This window comes from Aurantimonas sp. (genome assembly GCF_964217435.1).
GTDB lineage: Bacteria > Pseudomonadota > Alphaproteobacteria > Rhizobiales > Rhizobiaceae > Aurantimonas > Aurantimonas coralicida.
On sequence record NZ_CAXPJM010000010.1, the window covers coordinates 103,985 to 121,523 of the forward strand.

The following is a 17,539-nucleotide window of genomic DNA, read 5'->3' on the forward strand; positions in this document are numbered from 1 at the left end:
TCAGCCTGCGGGGCGCTCGCCTCGGCCGTTCGGGAAGGATAAGAGCCGCCGCATGAGCACCGTCCTGCGTTTTCTCTTCGTGATCCCGATCGGCTTCGTCGCCGCCGTCATGACCGCCGCCTTCGCCATGCTCTGGCCGTTTCTCGACGCGCCGCGGGGCATCACCGGTGTCGATCCCGTCTTCCTGTTCCACACCGGCATCGCCTTTTTCGCCCAGGCGGCGCAGATCGGCTCGGTCGTGCTGGTGCCCTGGGCCCTGTTCATGGTCGCCACCGAGCTCTTCGCCCTGTCGTCGATCGTGCTCCACATCGCTGCCGGCATCATCGGCGGCGTCGCGATCATCGTGACCGCCTATGGCGGCAGTGCCCCGCATATGAGCGTCCAGACGGCGATCGTCGTCGCCTCCCTCTGCTTTGCCCTGGCCTACTGGATCGTCGCCGGACGAACCGCCGGCCGGTGGCGCCGCCGCGGGACCCAACCGAGCGCCGACGGCGCCAGCGAAGGATAGACAGAATGGCCCGCCGCCCCACCGACCCCCGCGCCGCCGCAGAAGCCGTCTTCAAGCCCGCCGCGCCCTCCACAGAACGGCTCAAGGAAACCTCCACCGGCGTTCCGACCGCGAAGGAGATGGTCTCGCTGCGGATCGACCGCGACGTGCTGGAGCATTTCCAGGAGGAGGGCCCGGGCTGGCAGGACCGGATCAACGCTGCCCTGCGCAAGGCCGCCGGCCTCTGACGAGGCCTTCCCGCACATCGTTGCAGGACATCGCGAGCGGGCAGACCTTGCCCTGACGCTGCACTGCGGCAGATTGGCGCCATGATCACGATCCATCACCTGAACAATTCGCGCTCCCAGCGCGTCCTGTGGCTCCTCGAGGAACTCGAGGTCACCTACGAGGTGAAGCGCTACGAGCGCGCCAGGGACATGCGCGCGCCGGCCGAGCTCAAGGCCGTCCATCCCCTCGGCAAGTCGCCGGTGCTGACCGATGGCGAGCGGACCGTCGCGGAGACCGGCGCCATCGTCGAATACATCCTCGCCGGCCACGGCAACGGCCGGCTGATGCCGCCTGAGGGCAGCGCGGATTACTGGAACGCCCGGCACTTCCTGCACTATGCGGAAGGCTCGGCGATGCCGCCCCTCTTCCTGATGCTGGTGCTGCAGATGATCCCTGCCCGCGTGCCGTTCTTCGCCAAGCCGATCCTGAAGACCTCGATGAAGAAGGTCGACGACATGCTGGTGCGCCCGCAGATGGCGCTGCATCTCGACCATTGGGAAGCCTCGCTCGGCGACACCGGCTGGTTCGCCGGGGCCGAGATGACCGTCGCCGACATCATGATGAGCTTTCCCGTCGAAGCGGCGGCCCAGCGTTTCGGCTACGAGGACCGGCCGAAGCTGCGCGACTTCCTGCTGCGCATCCACGAGCGCCCGGCCTATCGCCGCGGCCTGAAGCGCGGCGGCCCCTACGCCTACGCCTGAGGCGCGACCGGGCTCAGCGCCCCTGCGTCAGAAGGATCTTCACCGCGAAGGCCGAGAACACGCTGGCGAACAGCCAGTCGATGCCGCGCATGATCTTCGGCCGGCGCTTCAGCGCCGCCGCGAACCTGTCGGCGGCCAGGATCATCGCCGCGCTCATCGGCACCGCCAGGACGATAAAGAACACGCCGAGGAAGAACAGCTTGCCGGCGACGTCGCTGTCGCGCGCCGAGACGAATTGCGGCAGGAAGGTCACGAAGAACAGGATGATCTTGGGATTGAGGAGATTGATCCCGATCCCGGTCAGCCAGTTGGAGAACAGGCTGTGCGGGCGCCGCGCCGCGGTGCCGTCAAGGCGGAAGGTGGAACTGCCCCGCACCGCTTGGATGGCGAGGAAGACGAGATAGCCGGCGCCGACGATCTTCAGCGCCAGGAACGCCTCCGGCGAGGCGGCGATCAGCGCCGAGATGCCGAAGGCGGCAAGGCTGGTGTGGACGAGGATGCCCGTCGCCGCCCCGAGCATGGCCGCGAAACCGGCCGCCCTCCCTTCTGACAGGGTGCGGCCGAGAAACAGCGTCATGTCCGGCCCGGGCGTGATCGTCAGGACGAACGCCGCGGCGACGAAGGCAAGCAGCGTCGCAAGATCGGGAAGAAAGCTCATCGCGCCCTCATCAGCATGCATCGACCGGCGCCATCTGCACTAGCAACCGGACGGCGCCGAACCTAGGCGCCGAGCGGGGCGAACGCCACCGGATTTCCGCCCGCACCAACCCTGCCCGCGCGAAGCCCGGTTTCCCTCGCGGCCCGCTTTGCGCTAGAGCCCATGCAAACGGCAAGACGGAAGAACCCATGGCACAGCATCGCGACATCAAGAAGGTCGTCCTCGCCTATTCGGGCGGCCTCGACACCTCGATCATCCTGAAATGGCTGCAGACCGAATACGGCGCGGAGGTCGTCACCTTCACCGCCGATCTCGGCCAGGGCGAGGAGCTGGAACCGGCCCGCAAGAAGGCCGAGATGATGGGGATCAAGGAGATCTACATCGAGGACGTGCGCGAGGAATTCTGCCGCGACTTCGTGTTCCCGATGTTCCGCGCCAATGCGGTCTACGAGGGCACCTACCTTCTGGGCACGTCGATCGCCCGGCCGCTGATCTCCAAGCGGCTGGTCGAGATCGCCCGGGAGACCGGCGCCGACGCCATCGCCCATGGCGCCACCGGCAAGGGCAACGACCAGGTGCGCTTCGAGCTGTCGGCCTATGCGCTGGCTCCCGACATCAAGGTCATCGCGCCTTGGCGCGATTGGGAGTTCAAGTCGCGCACCGATCTCCTCGATTTCGCCGAGAAGAACCAGATCACCGTGACCAAGGACAAGCGCGGCGAGGCGCCCTTCTCGGTCGACGCCAACCTGCTGCACTCCTCCTCCGAGGGCAAGGTGCTGGAAGACCCGGCGGAATCGGCACCGCCCTACGTCTTCATGCGCACCGTCAGCCCCGAGGACGCGCCGGACCAGGCGACGATCATCACCGTCGGCTTCAAGAACGGCGATCCGGTCTCCATCGACGGCAAGGCGATGAAGCCGCACGAGCTGCTGGCGGCGCTGAACGATCTGGGCCGCGACAACGGCATCGGCCGTCTCGACCTCGTCGAGAACCGCTTCGTCGGCATGAAGTCGCGCGGCATCTACGAGACGCCGGGCGGCACGATCCTGCTCGCCGCCCATCGCGCCATGGAATCCATCACCCTCGACCGCGGTGCCATGCATCTGAAGGACGAGCTGATGCCGCGCTATGCCGAGCTGATCTACAACGGCTTCTGGTTCTCGCCGGAGCGCGAGATGCTGCAGGCCGCCATCGACCACAGCCAGCGCCATGTCGAGGGCACGGTGCGGCTGAAGCTCTACAAGGGCAATGTCATCGTCGAGGGCCGCGAGAGCGAGAAGTCGCTCTATTCCGACGCGCTGGTCACCTTCGAGGACGATCATGGCGCCTACGACCAGAAGGACGCCGCCGGCTTCATCAAGCTGAACGCCCTGCGCCTGCGCACGCTCGCCAAGCGCGACGGCCGCTAGGCTCTTCGGCCGGCGCCCCGCGCCGGCAGCAGTAACGAACGACAAAGGCCCGGCGGATCGCTCCGCCGGGCCTTTCGTTTGCCGGAACCGTGCGCCTATCGGGCGGGCGCCGGCTCCTGCGCGGCGACCGGGCGCCGGCTGCGGTAGAAGGCCATGGCGGTCAGGACGATCGCCAGCCAGACGACCGCCAGGATCAGCCAGAGGCCGCCATAGATCAGCCCCATGCCGATCAGGCCGGCCTGCACGACGTAGTAGGCCATGGGGATCAGCGTCATGCGGATCACCTCGCCCTCGCGGTCGGTCAGGCCCACCACCGCGGACGCCGCGACGACGTTGTGGACGCAGATCATGTTGCCGGCGGCCCCGCCGACGGCCTGCAGCGTGACCACGATCATCGCCCCGGCCGCGCCGAGACCGATCTGTTCGGCCGCCGAGAACTGGAACAGCGAGAACATCATGTTCGACACGGTGTTCGAGCCGGCGATGAAGGCGCCAAGCGCCCCGATCAGCGGCGCGAAGAGCGGCCAGGCGCTGCCGACGACGCTGGAGACGCCTTCGGCCAGCACCAGCGGCATCGATTCCAGCGGGCCGCGACCGGTGTTCAGGAACACCTGCACCATCGGCACCGCCAGAAGCAGCGCCGGAGCGGCGGCCACCATGGTGCGGGCCGAACCGGCCCAGGCCCGCGCATAGGCCTTGCCGCTCATGCCGAAGATGAACACCGCCAGCAGCGAGGCGGTAATCAGCACCGCACCCGGCGAATAGAGCAGCTGCGCCGTGGCGTTGATGCCCGAGCCGAACAGGTCGTTGAAGGCGAGCGTCGCGCTTGGCGAGGTCAGGGCCGCCTTCAGCGGCGCGATGACCCGGGTCAGCACCAGCAGCACCGCGATGATCAGATAGGGCGACCAGGCCCGCATGAGCGAGATCTGCCGGCCGCTGGCATGGCCCGCCGCCACCTCTTCCGCCTCGGCGGCCTTCAGCGTGCCGAACCAGTGGTCGTTCCAGCCCTGCCGCGCCGGGAACTCGAACCGGTCCTTCGGCAAGAGGAAACCGCGTCGCGCCGCCGGCACGACGATCAGGAGGCCGATCAGGCCGCCGACCAGCGACGGAAACTCCGGCCCCAGCAGCCATGCCACCAGGTAATAGGGGACGGTGAAGGCAATGCCGGCGAAGAGCGCGAACTTCCAGACCCGGAAGCCCTCGATGAAGGAGCGGTTGGCGCCGAAGAAGCGGGTCAGCATGCCGACCATGATCAGCGGGATGACGAAACCGACGAGAGCGTGAACCATCGCGACATTGGCGGCGATGGCATAGACATAGTCGATCAGCGGCAGCGGCGAGATGGTCTGCAAGACGCCGTCATTGCCCGACAGGCCGGTGTTGATCCCGACGAGCATCGGCGTGCCGACCGCGCCGAAGGAGACCGGCGTCGACTGGATGATCAGCGTCACCAGCACGGCGGCCATGGCCGGGAAGCCGATCGCCACCAGCAATGGTGCCGCGACCGCGGCGGGGGTGCCGAAGCCGGAGGCGCCCTCGATCATCGAGCCGAACAGCCAGGCGATGATGATCGCCTGGATGCGGCGGTCCGGCGACAGATCGGTGAAGCCGCGGCGGATGGCCCGGATGGCGCCGCTTTCATGCACGGTCTGCAGGACGAGAATGGCGCCGAAGATGATGAAGAGCAACGTCAGCGCGGTGACGAGACCGTTGACCGTGGCGCCGGCGACCGTGCCGAGGTCCTGGCCCCAGACGGTGAGCGCGATGATCGCCGTGGCCGCATAGGCCACCAGCATGGCAAGCTTGGCCGAGCGTCGCATGACGACGAGCAAGACGAACACGATCGCGACCGGCAGCAATGCCAGGCCGAAGAGAACTCCCTGCCCCATTCCCGTTTCCTCCGAAGGGTGAGTGACTTGGCTGCTAATTTCCCTCGGCTGGACAGAAAGCAAGAGGGATTGTTCGCCGTCCTGACGATTGACTGTTCAGACCGGCTTTTCCCGGCCCCTTCCGATCCCCAGATAGACGAAAGTCTGATCCCGAAAGGTGCCAAGCGATGATCCCCTATTCCGTCCTCGACCTGTCGCCGATCCCCGAGGGTGGGACCGCCGCCGACGCCCTGCACAATTCCGGTGATCTGGCGCGTCACGCCGAGGCGCTCGGCTACACGCGCTACTGGATGGCCGAGCATCACAACATGACCGGCATCGCCAGCGCCGCGACGGCCGTGGCGCTCGGCTATGTGGCCGGCCAGACGCAGACCATCCGCGTCGGCGCCGGCGGCGTCATGCTGCCCAACCATGCCCCGCTGGTGATCGCCGAACAGTTCGGCACGCTGGCGACGCTCTATCCGGACCGGGTCGATCTCGGCCTCGGCCGCGCGCCGGGCACCGACCAGATGACCGCGCGGGCGCTGCGCCGCAGCCTCGACAACTCCGACAACTTCCCCCAGGACGTGATGGAGCTGATGGTCTATTTCGAGGAGGCCGAGCCGAACCAGCGCATTCGCGCGGTGCCCGGCGAAGGCACCCGCGTGCCGGTGTGGATTCTCGGCTCCAGCCTCTACGGCGCCCAGCTCGCCGCCCATCTCGGCCTGCCCTATGCCTTCGCCTCGCATTTCGCCCCGGGTGCGCTCGCCCAGGCCGTCGAGGTCTATCGCGACAGCTACCGGCCGTCGGAACGCTGGCCCGAGCCGCATTTCATGCTGGCGATCAACGTCTTCGCCGCCGACAGCGACGAGGAAGGCCGGGTGCTGAAATCCTCGATGCAGCAGGCCTTCGTGAACCTGCGCACCGGCATGCCCGGCCCGCTGCCGCGGCCGGTCGATGATTTCGAGGCCCGCGTCGACCCGATGGCGAAATCCATGGTCGACCAGGCCCTGTCGGTCTCGGCCACGGGCTCGCCGGCCAGTGTCGCCGCCAACCTGTCGGCGCTGATCGACACCTACCGCCCGGACGAGGTGATCCTGACCGGCCAGATCCACGATCACGCGGCCCGCAAGCGCTCCTTCGAGATCGCCGCCGGGGTGATGCAGGAGATCGGCGCGCGCCGAGACGCTGCGGAGTAGGCAGTCAGGGGCTGCTTGGGCCGCAACGGTCGACGCTTTGCAGCGCCGACGCGCGGCGCTACAGATTGCGCGTCACGGATGCGGAGTGCGCCCGATGCCCGCCCTCACCACGATCGGCTTCGATGCCGACGACACGCTCTGGCACAATGAGCGGTTCTTCCAGCTGACCGAGGCCCGGTTCCGCGAGATGCTGGCCGATCATGCCGACGCGGAACTCGTGTCCAGCCGGCTCCTTGAGGCCGAGCGTCGCAATCTCGGCCACTACGGTTTCGGCATCAAGGGCTTCGTCCTGTCGATGATCGAGACCGCGCTGGACGTCACTGGCGACACCGCCTCGCCGGCCATCGTCCGGCAGATCCTGGATGCCGGCCGCGAGATGCTGGAGCACCCGGTCGAAGCCCTGCCCGAAGCGCAGGAGACCCTTGCCGCGCTTACCGGGAGCTACCGGCTGGTGCTGATCACCAAGGGCGACCTGTTCGACCAGGAGCGCAAGCTCGCGGCCTCCGGGCTGGGCGACTATTTCGACGCGGTGGAGATCGTCAGCGACAAGACGGCGGCGACCTATGAGCTGCTGTTCGCCCGCCATGGCGACGGGCCGGCCCGCGCCATGATGGTCGGCAATTCGCTGAAGTCGGATGTGCTGCCGGCGCTGGCGGCGGGCAGCTTCGGTGTCCATGTCCCGCACGAGCTGACCTGGGCGCTGGAACATGCCGAGGCTCCAAAGAGCGCGCCGCGTTTCCGGCAGGTCGACAGGCTCGGCGACGTGCGGACCATCCTCGCCGAGATCGGCTGAGCGCCGGCCGGCCCCGTCTCAGTCGCGGCCGGCCAGGTGCTGGGCCTTGCGCAGGTCGGGGAACATCCACGACCAAAGGCCGGCGACGCCGACCGTTGCGAGCCCCCCGAGCACCACTGCCGGCACGGCGCCGATCCAGAAGGCCATCACCCCGGCGCGGAACTCGCCGAGCTCGTTGGAGGCGCCGATGAAGACCATGTTCACGGCGTTGACCCGGCCACGGACCTCGTCCGGCGTCCACAGCTGCATGATGGTCTCGCGGATATAGACGCTGATCATGTCCGATGCGCCCATGAAGATCAGCGCGACGATGGCGAGCCACGGTACGGTGGCCATGCCGAACAATGCGGTAAAGGCGCCGAACAGGCCGACGAAGACGAACATCTTGACGCCGGCATGGGTCTTGATCGGATGTGCCGCGAGCCACACCGCCATCGACACCGCGCCGATGCCGGGCGCTGCGCGCAGGAGACCGAGGCCCCAGGGGCCGACATGCAGGACGTCCCGCGCATAGACGGGCATCAGCGCCACGGCGCCGCCGAGCAGCACGGCGAAGAGATCGAGCGAGATCGCGCCGAGCACCACCTTCTCCGACCAGATGAAGCGGAAGCCGGCGACGATGGTCTCGAAGCTCGCCGGCTCGCTGGAGCGCTTCTGACTGGGTGCCGTGATCGACAGGACCAGCACCGCAGCCGCGACGAACAGCGTCAAGCCGGTGCCGTAGGCAGCGACGGGCGAGACGCCGTAGAGCAGCCCGCCGGCGACCGGGCCGACGATCGCCGCGATCTGCCAGGACGACGAGTTCCAGGCAATCGCGTTGGCGAGCTCCCGCTTGGTGACGAGATTGACCACCAGCGATTGCGAGGCCGGGCCGAAGAAGGCGCGGGCAATGCCGAAGCCGACAAGGATCGCAAAGACCGGATAGGGCGTGGCAAGGCCGTGCCAGGTCAGGAGCAGCAGCCCGAGGGCGCCGACAGCCTCGACGAGGATCGCCACCGCCATGATCATCCGCCGCGAATAGCGGTCGGCGGCAGCCCCGGTGACCAGCACCAGGACGAGCGCCGGCAGGAACTGGCAGAGGCCGACAATGCCAAGATCCAGCGGATTGCGGGTCAGGTCGTAGATCTGCCAGCCGACCGAGACGACGACGATCTGGATCGCGAAGGTGGAGAAGAAGCGCGACAGCCAGTAGCGCAGGAACCGCGGGTTGCGGAAGGCGGCGAAGCGATCCTCGACCGGAATGGCGCTCGCGTCCGGATCGCCCGGCGCGGCGGAAGCGGTCTCACTGTCCTGTGTCACCCACGCACCTGCAACGATCCGGCCCGCACCAACCGGGCAAGGCGGACCATGACTGCGCGATGTCCTGGAAGGAAATGATGGCTGGTGGAGCTGAGCGGGATCGAACCGCTGACCTCGTCATTGCGAACGACGCGCTCTCCCAACTGAGCTACAGCCCCGTCCACCATTTCGACCGGCATTTAGTGCCGCGGCGCCGGCCCTGTCAACGCCCCTTGCATGGCGGCCCCGGCGTGACCGAACCGGGCCGGTCGCGCATGCGGCGACGCGGGCGCGGCTTGCGTATCGGCAAGGCGATGGCTACATCCGAAACCGTTATCGCAAAGGGCCCGATTTGATGCTTGCAGTCACCTACGTCCTCTATCAGGCACTCAATCTGTACTGGTGGATCGTGATCGCGTCGGCCGTGTTGTCGTGGCTCTATGCCTTCAACATCGTCAATCCCGGCAATCCCTTCGTCGACTCCGTCGGCCGCTTCCTGTGGCAGATGACCGAGCCGGTCTATCGCCGCATCCGCCGGGTCCTGCCGGATCTCGGCGGCATCGACCTGTCGCCGCTGGTCGTCCTGTTCGCCATCATGTTCCTGCAGTATCTGATCGCGGTCTATATCAATCCGGCGATCTACAGCGCCGGTATCTGAGCGATCGCTCCGTCGGGTCCGGTGGCGGAAGCCCGCTTCTGGCGGCCTGACGGCGAGGATGCCGTTCTCGTCGATCTCCGCCTGACGCCGAAATCCGTCGCCGACCGGATCGAGGGCAGCGTGACGGATGCGGCGGGACGGGCATTCCTGAAGGCGCGGGTGCGGGCCGTGCCCGAGGACGGCGAGGCCAATGCGGCGCTTCTCAAGCTCCTGGCCAGGACGATCGGCGTTCCGAAATCGGCGGTCACGCTGGTCGCGGGCCACACATCGCGGCTCAAGACCCTGCGCCTCACCGGCGACGCCGGGCGCCTCGCGACGGCGCTGAACGCCCTGCACTGACCTTTAGACACCAAAACGCCGCCCGAACTCAGTCGAAGGCGGCGTGGCATGCATTCATGTGGGGCAGAGCGGATCGATGCCCGATCGCGGCGTCCTGCGCCGCGGCCTCAAGCCTCAGAGACGGCCGAAGCGGACGGCCTGAGTGATCTGCGACCGGCCGACGCCGATGTCGGCGAGCTCGCGGTCGTCCATCATTTCCAGCTGGCGGATCTGGTTGCGATGGTTGCGGTAGGTGTTGAGGCGGGTGGTCAGACGGCGAAACATGAGATCCTGATTCCAGGGTTTGGGGTTTTCGATAGCCATCACGTAAGAGATCGCACTGCACAAAAGTAGTGCGTTTTGCTGCACGTCTCGTGTGCATTCTGCGCATGACGCAGTCATCAGTCCGTCAATATCTTCCATGCTACGTCCGTCCCGCCCTGTGTTCGGGCGGCCGAATGCAGAACGGGCGCGGCGGCTGCCCGCCACGCCCGTAACCGAATGCTGTCTGTGGACCGGCCCGGTCAGCCCTTGGCGTTCTCGGCCCGCTCGACTGCCGCGGTGATCAGCGAGCGCGCCTTGGCGCTGTCGCCCCAGTCGCCGATCTTGACCCACTTGCCGGGCTCCAGATCCTTGTAGTGCTCGAAGAAGTGGGCGATCTGCAGCAGCGTGATCTCCGGCAGGTCGCCATATTCGCGGACGTTCTCGAAACGGCGCGTGATGTGCGGCGACGGCACGGCGATGATCTTCTCGTCCTCGCCGCTGTTGTCTTCCATGACCAGGACGCCGATCGGGCGGCAATTGATCACGCAGCCGGGAAACAGCGGGCGGGTGTTGCAGATCAGGACGTCGATGGGATCGCCGTCGTCGGATAGGGTGTGCGGCACGAAGCCGTAATTCCCCGGATAGGTCATCGGCGTGTAGAGGAAGCGGTCGACGACCAGGCAGCCGGCGTCCTTGTCCATCTCGTACTTGATCGGGTGGCCGCCCAGCGGCACCTCGATGATGACGTTGATGTCTTCCGGCGGGTTCTTGCCGCGGGCGATCGCGTCGATGCGCATGATGTGTCCTTCCAGATGTGGCCTGTCGATCCGAACGGGCGACCCGCCTCGCATGTCCCCGAAGGACGCGAGAGCGATCCATGGCAGGATGATCGCGTTGGTGGCCCGGTTTTCCCGAAGACGCTCTAGCCGCTCCGGCGAAACCGCGCAACACGCGGCTGCGCAGGCTGTACGCACCTTCGGCCGGGCCCGCGCCGGCCGGCTGCGGAGGTCAGTTCCAGAGGAAGGCGATCTTGGCGACCTTGCGCGTGTCGAAGCATTCGCTGCCTTCGGCGATGTCGCGTCCGCCGAGGCGTCCGTAGAACTCGATCGCCCGGTCGTTCTCGGCCAGCGCCCAGACCACAAGCCCCTTCAGGCCCCGCTCGCGCAACAGCGCGGCGGCGGCTTCGAACAGGCGCTTGCCGAAGCCCAGGCCCTGATATTCGGGCCGCAGATACAGCTCGTAGATTTCGCCGTCGGCGCGGAGCGCCTCGGTGCGGTTGCGGCCCAGCGTGGCGTAGCCGATCGGCGCGCCGGAAAACTCGGCCACCAGGATCGCCGCGCCGCTGCGGATCGCCGTGTCCCACCAGTCGTCGTTGCGCCGGCCGATCATCTTCTCGAGGCTGCCATGCGGGATCAGCCCGCCATAGGCGCCGCGCCACGAGGTGGCATGCACCGCGGACAGGGCGGCGGCATCGTGCGGTTCGGCCAGACGGATTTCGGCGGCAAGCGTCTTCATGGAAGCTTAACCATAACCCACATCGAACGATCCGTCTTGGTTCGCCGGCACCGTCCGGCGATTCGCGGCGACTGTAGTCGTCCGGGAGTCCGAGCGGGGACACAGCAAGTGGCTATCCCCCGGTTTTTGCTGGAAGGTCGGATCGAAGGCGCGGCTATCGGGGCGCCAGCACGCCCTGCGCCAGCGCCCGCTGGATGCCGGCAATGTCGGCGCGCCGCGACAGCGGCCGGGTGATCGGCGACTGGCCGGACACCCAGAGCGTCATTTCCGAATCCGTATCGAAGCTGCCGGCGGTCTCGATGGCGAACATGGTGATCGACCGATAAGGCACCGACTGGATGTGCCGCTTGCGGCCGGTCATGCCCTGCTTGTCCACCATGATCAGCCGCAGATCGGTGAACACCAGGAGATCCCGCATGATCTGGAAGGCGAGTTCGACGCCCTCACCGGGCAACAGGATCGGCGCCAGATCCGCCTCGATCGCCGTCGCATCCGCATCGCTGGGAAGGCCCATCAGGCCGGAAATCAGTCCCATCGCATCACTTCCCCGTTTCGTCTTCACCGCCATGTCGGGCGCCGCCCGGCACTGTCCACCTGCACTGCGCCACCGCCGACGGCGGTCAGTTTTTCTAAGGCCCGGGTCAGAATTTGAAACTCTGCCTTACCGGCTCGGCGGATTAAGGTCTGGCCCAACTGGCCTCGCGGCACCCGTTCGCGCGGCTGCGCGTCTGGGAGGATCGCATGAAGCACGGTATCCGGCATCTCTACATTCCCGGCCCCACCAATGTCCCGGAGCGCGTCCGGCGGGCCATGAACGTGCCGATGGAAGACCAGCGGGCGCCCGACTTCCCGGCCCTGTCGCTGCCCCTCTTCGAGGATCTGAAGCGCGTCTTCAAGATGCGCGAGGGACGCGTCTTCATGTATCCCTCCTCCGGCACCGGCGCCTGGGAAGCGGCCATCCAGAACACCCTGGCGCGCGGCGACAGGGTGCTGATGTCGCGCTTCGGCCAGTTCTCGCATCTGTGGGTCGACATGGCCCAGAGGCTCGGCCTCGACGTCGAGGCCATCGACGTGGAATGGGGCGCCGGCGTGCCGCTCGATGCCTATGAACGCGCGATTGCGGCGGACCGGGCCCATGCGATCCGCGCCGTCTTCGTCACCCATAACGAGACCGCGACCGGCGTCACCTCCGATGTCGCCGGCGTCCGGCGGCTGCTCGATGCCCACCAGCACCCGGCATTGATCTTCGTCGACGGCGTCTCGTCCATCGCCTCGATCGACTTCCGGCAGGACGAATGGGGCGTCGACCTCGCCGTCGCCGGTTCGCAGAAGGGCTTCATGCTGCCGGCCGGCCTGTCCTTCCTGGCCGTCTCCGAAAAGGCGCTGGCGGCGGCCCGCGACAACCGGCCGAAGATGGAGCGCACCTATTTCGCCTTCGCCGACATGATCACCCACAACGACAACGGCTTCTTTCCCTACACCCCGCCGACGCAGTTCTTCCACGGGCTGCGGGTGGCGCTGGACATGCTGTTCGAGGAAGGGCTCGACAACGTCTTCGCCCGCCATCACCGGCTGGCGGAGGGTGTGCGGCGGGGCGTCGCCGCTTGGGGCCTGAAGCTGCAGGCCGTGGCGCCGCAATGGCATTCCGACACGGTCTCGGCGATCCGCGTCCCCGAGGGCGTCGACGCCAATGCGGTGATCCGCACCGCCTATGAGCGCTACGACACCTCGCTCGGCGGCGGGCTGGCGCAGCTCTCCGGCAAGGTCTTCCGCATCGGCCATCTCGGCGATCTCAACCCGGCGATGTGCCTGACGGCGCTGAGCGTGGCGGAAATGGCGCTGGCCGATGCCGGGGCGCGGATCGAGCCGGGCTCGGGCGTCGCCGCCGCGCAAGACTGGTACCGGGACGCCGCCGCCGAGGGCAGCACCCTCATGCAGCACGCCGCGGAATAGAGATTTCCGCCACCCGCCCCGCAAACGAAAAGGGCCGCGCATCCCGGATGGAATGCGCGGCCCTTCATGTGTCCGGCGAATGCCGAGCGGCGGATCAGGCCGCCTTGCGGCTCTTGTCGAAGCGCTTGCGCTCGTTGGAGTCGAGATAGATCTTGCGCAGACGGATCGTCTTCGGCGTCACCTCGACGAGCTCGTCGTCCTGGATCCACGACAGGGCCCGGTCGAGCGTCATGCGGATCGGCGGCGTCAGCTTGATCGCCTCGTCCTTGCCCGATGCGCGCATATTGGTCAGCTTCTTGCCCTTCAGAACGTTCACTTCCAGATCGTTCTCGCGGGTGTGGATGCCGATGATCATGCCGGCATAGACCTTGACGCCGGCGTCGATGACCATCGGGCCGCGGTCTTCCAGGTTGAACATGGCGAAGGCCACGCTCTCGCCGGTGTCGTTGGAGATCAGGACGCCGGTGTTGCGGCCCGGCAGCTCACCCTTGAACGGGGCGTAGCTGTGGAACAGCCGGTTCATGATCGCCGTGCCGCGCGTGTCGGTCAGGAGCTCCGACTGGTAGCCGATGAGGCCGCGGGTCGGGGCATGGAACACGAGGCGCTGGCGATCGCCGCCCGACGGGCGCAGCTCGATCATCTCGGCCTTGCGCTCGGACATCTTCTGCACGACGACGCCGGAATGCTCCTCGTCGACGTCGATGACGACCTCTTCGATCGGCTCGAGCGTCTGGCCGTTCTCGTCTTCCTTCATGACCACGCGCGGACGCGAGATGCCGATCTCGAAGCCTTCGCGGCGCATGGTCTCGATCAGCACGGCCAGCTGCAGCTCGCCGCGGCCGGAGACGTAGAAGGAATCCTTGTCGGCGGCTTCCTCGATCTTCAGCGCGACGTTGCCCTCGGCTTCCTTCAACAGGCGGTCGCGGATGACGCGGCTGGTCACCTTGTCGCCCTCGGTGCCGGCGAGCGGCGAATCGTTGACGATGAAGGACATCGTCACCGTCGGCGGATCGATCGGCTGGGCGTGCAGCGGCTCGTTGACCTGCGGGTCGCAGAAGGTGTCGGCCACGGTGCCCTTGGACAGGCCCGCAATGGCGACGATGTCACCGGCCTCGGCGAAGTCGAGCGGCACGCGCTCAAGGCCGCGGAAGGCGAGGATCTTGGAGATGCGGCCGCTTTCCAGCAGCTTGCCGTCGCCATGCAGCACCTTGACCGCCTGGTTCGGCTTGATCGAGCCGGACTGGATGCGGCCGGTGATCAAGCGCCCGAGGAACGGGTTGGCTTCGAGGATGGTGCCGATCATCTTGAACGGCTCGTCCTTGCCGGCCGTGTCCGGCTCCGGGACATGCTTCAGGATCAGGTCGAACAGCGGGGTCAGGCCCTGGTCCTGCGGGCCCTCCGGCTCCTCGGCCATCCAGCCGCCGCGGCCCGAACCGTAGAGGATCGGGAAGTCGAGTTGCTCTTCGGTCGCGTCGAGCGAGACGAACAGGTCGAAGATCTCGTTGAGGACTTCCTGATGGCGCTCGTCGGCGCGGTCGATCTTGTTGATCGCCACGATCGGCTTCAGGCCGACCTTCAGCGCCTTGCCGAGCACGAACTTGGTCTGCGGCATTGGGCCTTCCGATGCGTCGACCAGGATCACGGCGCCGTCCACCATGTTCAGGATACGCTCCACCTCGCCGCCGAAATCGGCATGGCCCGGGGTGTCGACGATGTTGATGCGGGTATCCTTCCACTCGACCGAAGTCGCCTTGGCCAGGATGGTGATGCCCCGCTCCTTCTCCAGATCGTTGGAGTCCATCGCGCGGTCTTCGGTGCGCTGGTTCTCGCGGAACGATCCCGACTGCGCCAGGAGCTTGTCGACGAGTGTGGTTTTGCCATGATCGACATGCGCGATGATCGCGATGTTGCGGAGCTTCATAAGTGTCACCGGAAACGAGTTAAGGCCGCGGCGGGACCATCAATGGTCCACCCGGCGCGAATTCCACGCTCCCATACAGCAATTTGTGCGGGTGCGAAAGGTGGAGGCGTGTTTATGCGGCGCGACCCGCCCGTCCTCTTCACGGAAGACGGGGCGAACGCGACCGAACGAGCAACCCACATAGTCATTCTGCGCCCCGGACACAACAACCCGGCGCGATACATGCCGCAACCGGACTTGACACAACGGAACAAAGGACGAACCATTTGCCCGCTGGAGTTCGATTCGCAGTCCTGCGGAAGGATGACACCATGACGACTGACAGCGGAAAAACCTTTCGGAACGCCGGGTCCGGCCAATACGTGACCAAGAGTTACGCCGAGACACACCCCCACACGACGATCAGCGAGACCAGGGGCGGCGGCTCCACCCATGGCGCGCATCGCAGCGCGATCACCGGCCGCTTCGTCGGGCCGGCCGCGGCGGGCCGCTGGCCGGACCGGACCATCAAGGACAGCTGATCCGTCACCCGCGCCGGACGACGACCAGGAACCGGGCGACCGGCTGAAGCGCCTGGCTCAGCCGGCCGGCCTGTCTGTTCCGCCGCTGCGTCACCCGCGCAGGACGGGGTCGAGCGTCGTCGTCCAGAGCTCCGTGTCGTCGGCGTCCATCAGCCGGACCGTCATCTGTTCGCTGTCGCCGTCGATCTCGACGAGGCCGAAGAACTGCAGGCCCATGGACGGCGGCAGGTTGGCGCCCTGCTCCTCGGTCGGCGCCTTCACGAACCGCACCTCCGGCCCGAAGGTCTTGTCGAGATCGTTGGGGCCGAAGGTACCGGCATGGATCGGGCCGGACACGAACTCCCAGAACGGCTCGAAATCCTGGAAGGCGGCGCGATCCGGGCTGTAATGATGGGCCGCCGTGTAGTGGACGTCGGCGGTAAGCCAGACCGTGTTCGCGATGCCGGCCGACTTGATGAAGCGCAAGAGGTCGGCAAATTCCATCTCGCGGCCCTTCGGCGCGCCGCCATCGTTGTTGGACACCGCCTCGACGAGCTTCCTGTCGCCGACATTGTCCCAGACGACGAGGCCGATCGGCATGTCGGAGGCGATCACCTTCCAGGTGGCGTCGGAGTTGGCGAGTTCCCGCTTCAGCCAGGCGATCTGCTCGGCGCCCATCATCTGCGTCGCCTCGGAGGCGTCAGTTTCCAGGCCCTCGGTGTTGCCGCCGCGATAGGAGCGCAGGTCGAGGAAGAACACGTCGAGCAGCGGGCCATAGGCGATCTTGCGATAGACCCGGCCGGGCTCCTCGGCGACGTAGCCGATGGGCGTCATCTCGTGGAAGGCGCGGGCGCTACGGGCGGCCAGAAGGGCGATGTCCTTGACCGCATAGCGGTCGTCGGCGGTCAGGTCCTTGGCCGAGGACCAGTTGTTTATGACCTCGTGGTCGTCCCACTGGAAGAAGGTCGGGACGCGCGCATTCATCGCCTGGACGTTCTTGTCCATGAGATTGTATTTCCACTGGCCGCGATACTCGTCCAGCGTCTCGGCGACCTTCTCCTTCTCCGGGATGAGGAGGTTCTTCCAGACGCTGCCGTCGGGAAGTTCCACGCTCTCCTTCAGCGGGCCGTCGGCGTAGATCGTGTCGCCCGAATGCAGAAAGAAGTCGGGCTCGTGCTTTGCCATGGTGGCATAGGCCTTCATGCCGCCGCGGCTCTCGTCGATGCCCCAGCCCTGCCCGACCGTGTCGCCGGACCAGGCGAAGCGGATCGAGCGGCGCGACGCCGGCGCCGTGCGGAAGCGGCCGACGATCGGCTCGGAGACGCCGTTGACGTCGCCGAGATCGGTGGCGACGGCACGCCAGAAGATCTCCTGGTCGGACGGCAGGCCGGCGATCAGCCGCTTGGCGGTGAAGTCGGATTCCGGCAGCGTCGTCAGGCTGTGCAGCTTGCGGGCGTCGGCGAAGCTCTCGGTCGTCGCCCATTCGAAATCGATGCGCGACGGCCGGTCGGCCCGCGTCCACACCATGCCGGAGGTGGCGTCCACGTCGCCGGTCTGGACGCCGTGGGTAAAGGCCGGGCGGCTGGCCGCGCGGCTGACTGCCGGCATGGGAAGACCGGAACCGGCGACGAGCGCCGCCGCCCCCGACGAGGCGAGGAAGCGGCGGCGGGACAGGGGAAAGCGTTTCGCAGACATCGGGGAACCTCCAGCGGAAAGAGGCCCGCACCAT

The 17,539-nt window shown here is 66.9% G+C and carries 19 protein-coding genes and 1 tRNA gene; 10 read left to right on the forward strand and 10 right to left on the reverse strand.

What is annotated here, in order from left to right:
- The first annotated feature begins 52 nt into the window (after nucleotides 1-52).
- From ACEQX1_RS05355 to ACEQX1_RS05365, 3 genes are all read left to right on the forward strand, one after another.
- On the forward strand, nucleotides 53-508 hold the full coding sequence (locus ACEQX1_RS05355; RefSeq protein ID WP_370195252.1) for a hypothetical protein: 456 nt from the start codon (nucleotides 53-55) through the stop codon (nucleotides 506-508).
- A 5-nt stretch (nucleotides 509-513) separates the two neighbouring features.
- Entirely contained in the window at nucleotides 514-735 is a 222-nt protein-coding gene (locus ACEQX1_RS05360; protein WP_024351894.1) for a BrnA antitoxin family protein, read from the forward strand.
- 81 nt (nucleotides 736-816) lie between these two features.
- The gene (locus ACEQX1_RS05365) at nucleotides 817-1,476 is read left to right on the forward strand and encodes a glutathione S-transferase family protein (RefSeq protein ID WP_370195253.1); all 660 of its coding nucleotides are present in this window, start codon (nucleotides 817-819) and stop codon (nucleotides 1,474-1,476) included.
- A gap of 13 nt (nucleotides 1,477-1,489) precedes the next feature.
- Here ACEQX1_RS05365 and ACEQX1_RS05370 read toward each other — a convergent pair whose 3' ends face one another.
- The gene (locus ACEQX1_RS05370) at nucleotides 1,490-2,134 is read right to left on the reverse strand and encodes a LysE family translocator (protein WP_187391608.1); all 645 of its coding nucleotides are present in this window, start codon (nucleotides 2,132-2,134) and stop codon (nucleotides 1,490-1,492) included.
- Nucleotides 2,135-2,322: 188 nt separating this feature from the next.
- Here ACEQX1_RS05370 and ACEQX1_RS05375 point away from each other — a divergent pair, with 188 nt between their 5' ends.
- Nucleotides 2,323-3,543 carry an argininosuccinate synthase gene (locus ACEQX1_RS05375; protein ID WP_024351897.1) on the forward strand — a complete coding sequence of 407 codons (1,221 nt, stop codon included), beginning with the start codon at nucleotides 2,323-2,325 and terminating at the stop codon, nucleotides 3,541-3,543.
- Nucleotides 3,544-3,638: 95 nt separating this feature from the next.
- On the opposite strand, the gene ACEQX1_RS05380 is transcribed toward ACEQX1_RS05375, so the two are convergent.
- A complete protein-coding gene (locus ACEQX1_RS05380) occupies nucleotides 3,639-5,432 on the reverse strand; it encodes an L-lactate permease (protein ID WP_370193409.1) in 1,794 nt (597 codons plus the stop codon).
- Between the two features lie 167 nt (nucleotides 5,433-5,599).
- Here ACEQX1_RS05380 and ACEQX1_RS05385 point away from each other — a divergent pair, with 167 nt between their 5' ends.
- Together ACEQX1_RS05385 and ACEQX1_RS05390 are read left to right on the forward strand one after the other, a co-directional pair.
- Nucleotides 5,600-6,610 carry an LLM class flavin-dependent oxidoreductase gene (locus ACEQX1_RS05385; RefSeq protein ID WP_370193410.1) on the forward strand — a complete coding sequence of 337 codons (1,011 nt, stop codon included), beginning with the start codon at nucleotides 5,600-5,602 and terminating at the stop codon, nucleotides 6,608-6,610.
- A gap of 94 nt (nucleotides 6,611-6,704) precedes the next feature.
- The gene (locus ACEQX1_RS05390; RefSeq protein WP_370193411.1) at nucleotides 6,705-7,403 is read left to right on the forward strand and encodes an HAD family hydrolase; all 699 of its coding nucleotides are present in this window, start codon (nucleotides 6,705-6,707) and stop codon (nucleotides 7,401-7,403) included.
- Between the two features lie 18 nt (nucleotides 7,404-7,421).
- Here the strand turns inward: ACEQX1_RS05390 and ACEQX1_RS05395 are convergent, their stop codons facing one another.
- Nucleotides 7,422-8,645, reverse strand: a complete 1,224-nt coding sequence (locus ACEQX1_RS05395; protein ID WP_370193423.1) for an MFS transporter — start codon at nucleotides 8,643-8,645, stop codon at nucleotides 7,422-7,424.
- Between the two features lie 139 nt (nucleotides 8,646-8,784).
- Nucleotides 8,785-8,860: transfer RNA gene (locus tag ACEQX1_RS05400), tRNA-Ala, on the reverse strand.
- A gap of 176 nt (nucleotides 8,861-9,036) precedes the next feature.
- Between ACEQX1_RS05400 and ACEQX1_RS05405 the strand changes: the two genes are divergently transcribed.
- Nucleotides 9,037-9,339, forward strand: a complete 303-nt coding sequence (locus tag ACEQX1_RS05405; RefSeq protein ID WP_009207892.1) for a YggT family protein — start codon at nucleotides 9,037-9,039, stop codon at nucleotides 9,337-9,339.
- Nucleotides 9,340-9,360: 21 nt separating this feature from the next.
- Nucleotides 9,361-9,678, forward strand: a complete 318-nt coding sequence (locus ACEQX1_RS05410) for a DUF167 family protein (protein ID WP_370193412.1) — start codon at nucleotides 9,361-9,363, stop codon at nucleotides 9,676-9,678.
- 114 nt (nucleotides 9,679-9,792) lie between these two features.
- Here ACEQX1_RS05410 and ACEQX1_RS05415 read toward each other — a convergent pair whose 3' ends face one another.
- From ACEQX1_RS05415 to ACEQX1_RS05430, 4 genes are all read right to left on the reverse strand, one after another.
- Nucleotides 9,793-10,080, reverse strand: a complete 288-nt coding sequence (locus ACEQX1_RS05415) for a DUF1127 domain-containing protein (protein WP_370196587.1) — start codon at nucleotides 10,078-10,080, stop codon at nucleotides 9,793-9,795.
- Nucleotides 10,081-10,181: 101 nt separating this feature from the next.
- A complete protein-coding gene (gene ppa, locus ACEQX1_RS05420; protein ID WP_009211470.1) occupies nucleotides 10,182-10,718 on the reverse strand; it encodes an inorganic diphosphatase in 537 nt (178 codons plus the stop codon).
- Between the two features lie 211 nt (nucleotides 10,719-10,929).
- Nucleotides 10,930-11,436 carry a GNAT family N-acetyltransferase gene (locus ACEQX1_RS05425; RefSeq protein WP_024351904.1) on the reverse strand — a complete coding sequence of 169 codons (507 nt, stop codon included), beginning with the start codon at nucleotides 11,434-11,436 and terminating at the stop codon, nucleotides 10,930-10,932.
- A 154-nt stretch (nucleotides 11,437-11,590) separates the two neighbouring features.
- Nucleotides 11,591-11,971, reverse strand: coding sequence for a PH domain-containing protein (locus ACEQX1_RS05430; RefSeq protein ID WP_370193413.1), 381 nt, complete (start codon nucleotides 11,969-11,971; stop codon nucleotides 11,591-11,593).
- Nucleotides 11,972-12,177: 206 nt separating this feature from the next.
- Here ACEQX1_RS05430 and ACEQX1_RS05435 point away from each other — a divergent pair, with 206 nt between their 5' ends.
- Complete coding sequence (locus ACEQX1_RS05435; protein ID WP_370196588.1) at nucleotides 12,178-13,389, forward strand: aminotransferase class V-fold PLP-dependent enzyme; 1,212 nt, start codon at nucleotides 12,178-12,180, stop codon at nucleotides 13,387-13,389.
- A gap of 94 nt (nucleotides 13,390-13,483) precedes the next feature.
- Here ACEQX1_RS05435 and typA read toward each other — a convergent pair whose 3' ends face one another.
- Nucleotides 13,484-15,310 carry a translational GTPase TypA gene (gene typA / locus ACEQX1_RS05440; protein ID WP_228240750.1) on the reverse strand — a complete coding sequence of 609 codons (1,827 nt, stop codon included), beginning with the start codon at nucleotides 15,308-15,310 and terminating at the stop codon, nucleotides 13,484-13,486.
- 311 nt (nucleotides 15,311-15,621) lie between these two features.
- On the opposite strand from typA, the gene ACEQX1_RS05445 reads away from it, so the two are divergent.
- The gene (locus ACEQX1_RS05445) at nucleotides 15,622-15,831 is read left to right on the forward strand and encodes a hypothetical protein (protein WP_228240751.1); all 210 of its coding nucleotides are present in this window, start codon (nucleotides 15,622-15,624) and stop codon (nucleotides 15,829-15,831) included.
- 90 nt (nucleotides 15,832-15,921) lie between these two features.
- On the opposite strand, the gene ACEQX1_RS05450 is transcribed toward ACEQX1_RS05445, so the two are convergent.
- On the reverse strand, nucleotides 15,922-17,505 hold the full coding sequence (locus ACEQX1_RS05450) for an alkaline phosphatase (protein WP_370193415.1): 1,584 nt from the start codon (nucleotides 17,503-17,505) through the stop codon (nucleotides 15,922-15,924).
- Nucleotides 17,506-17,539 lie beyond the last annotated feature (34 nt).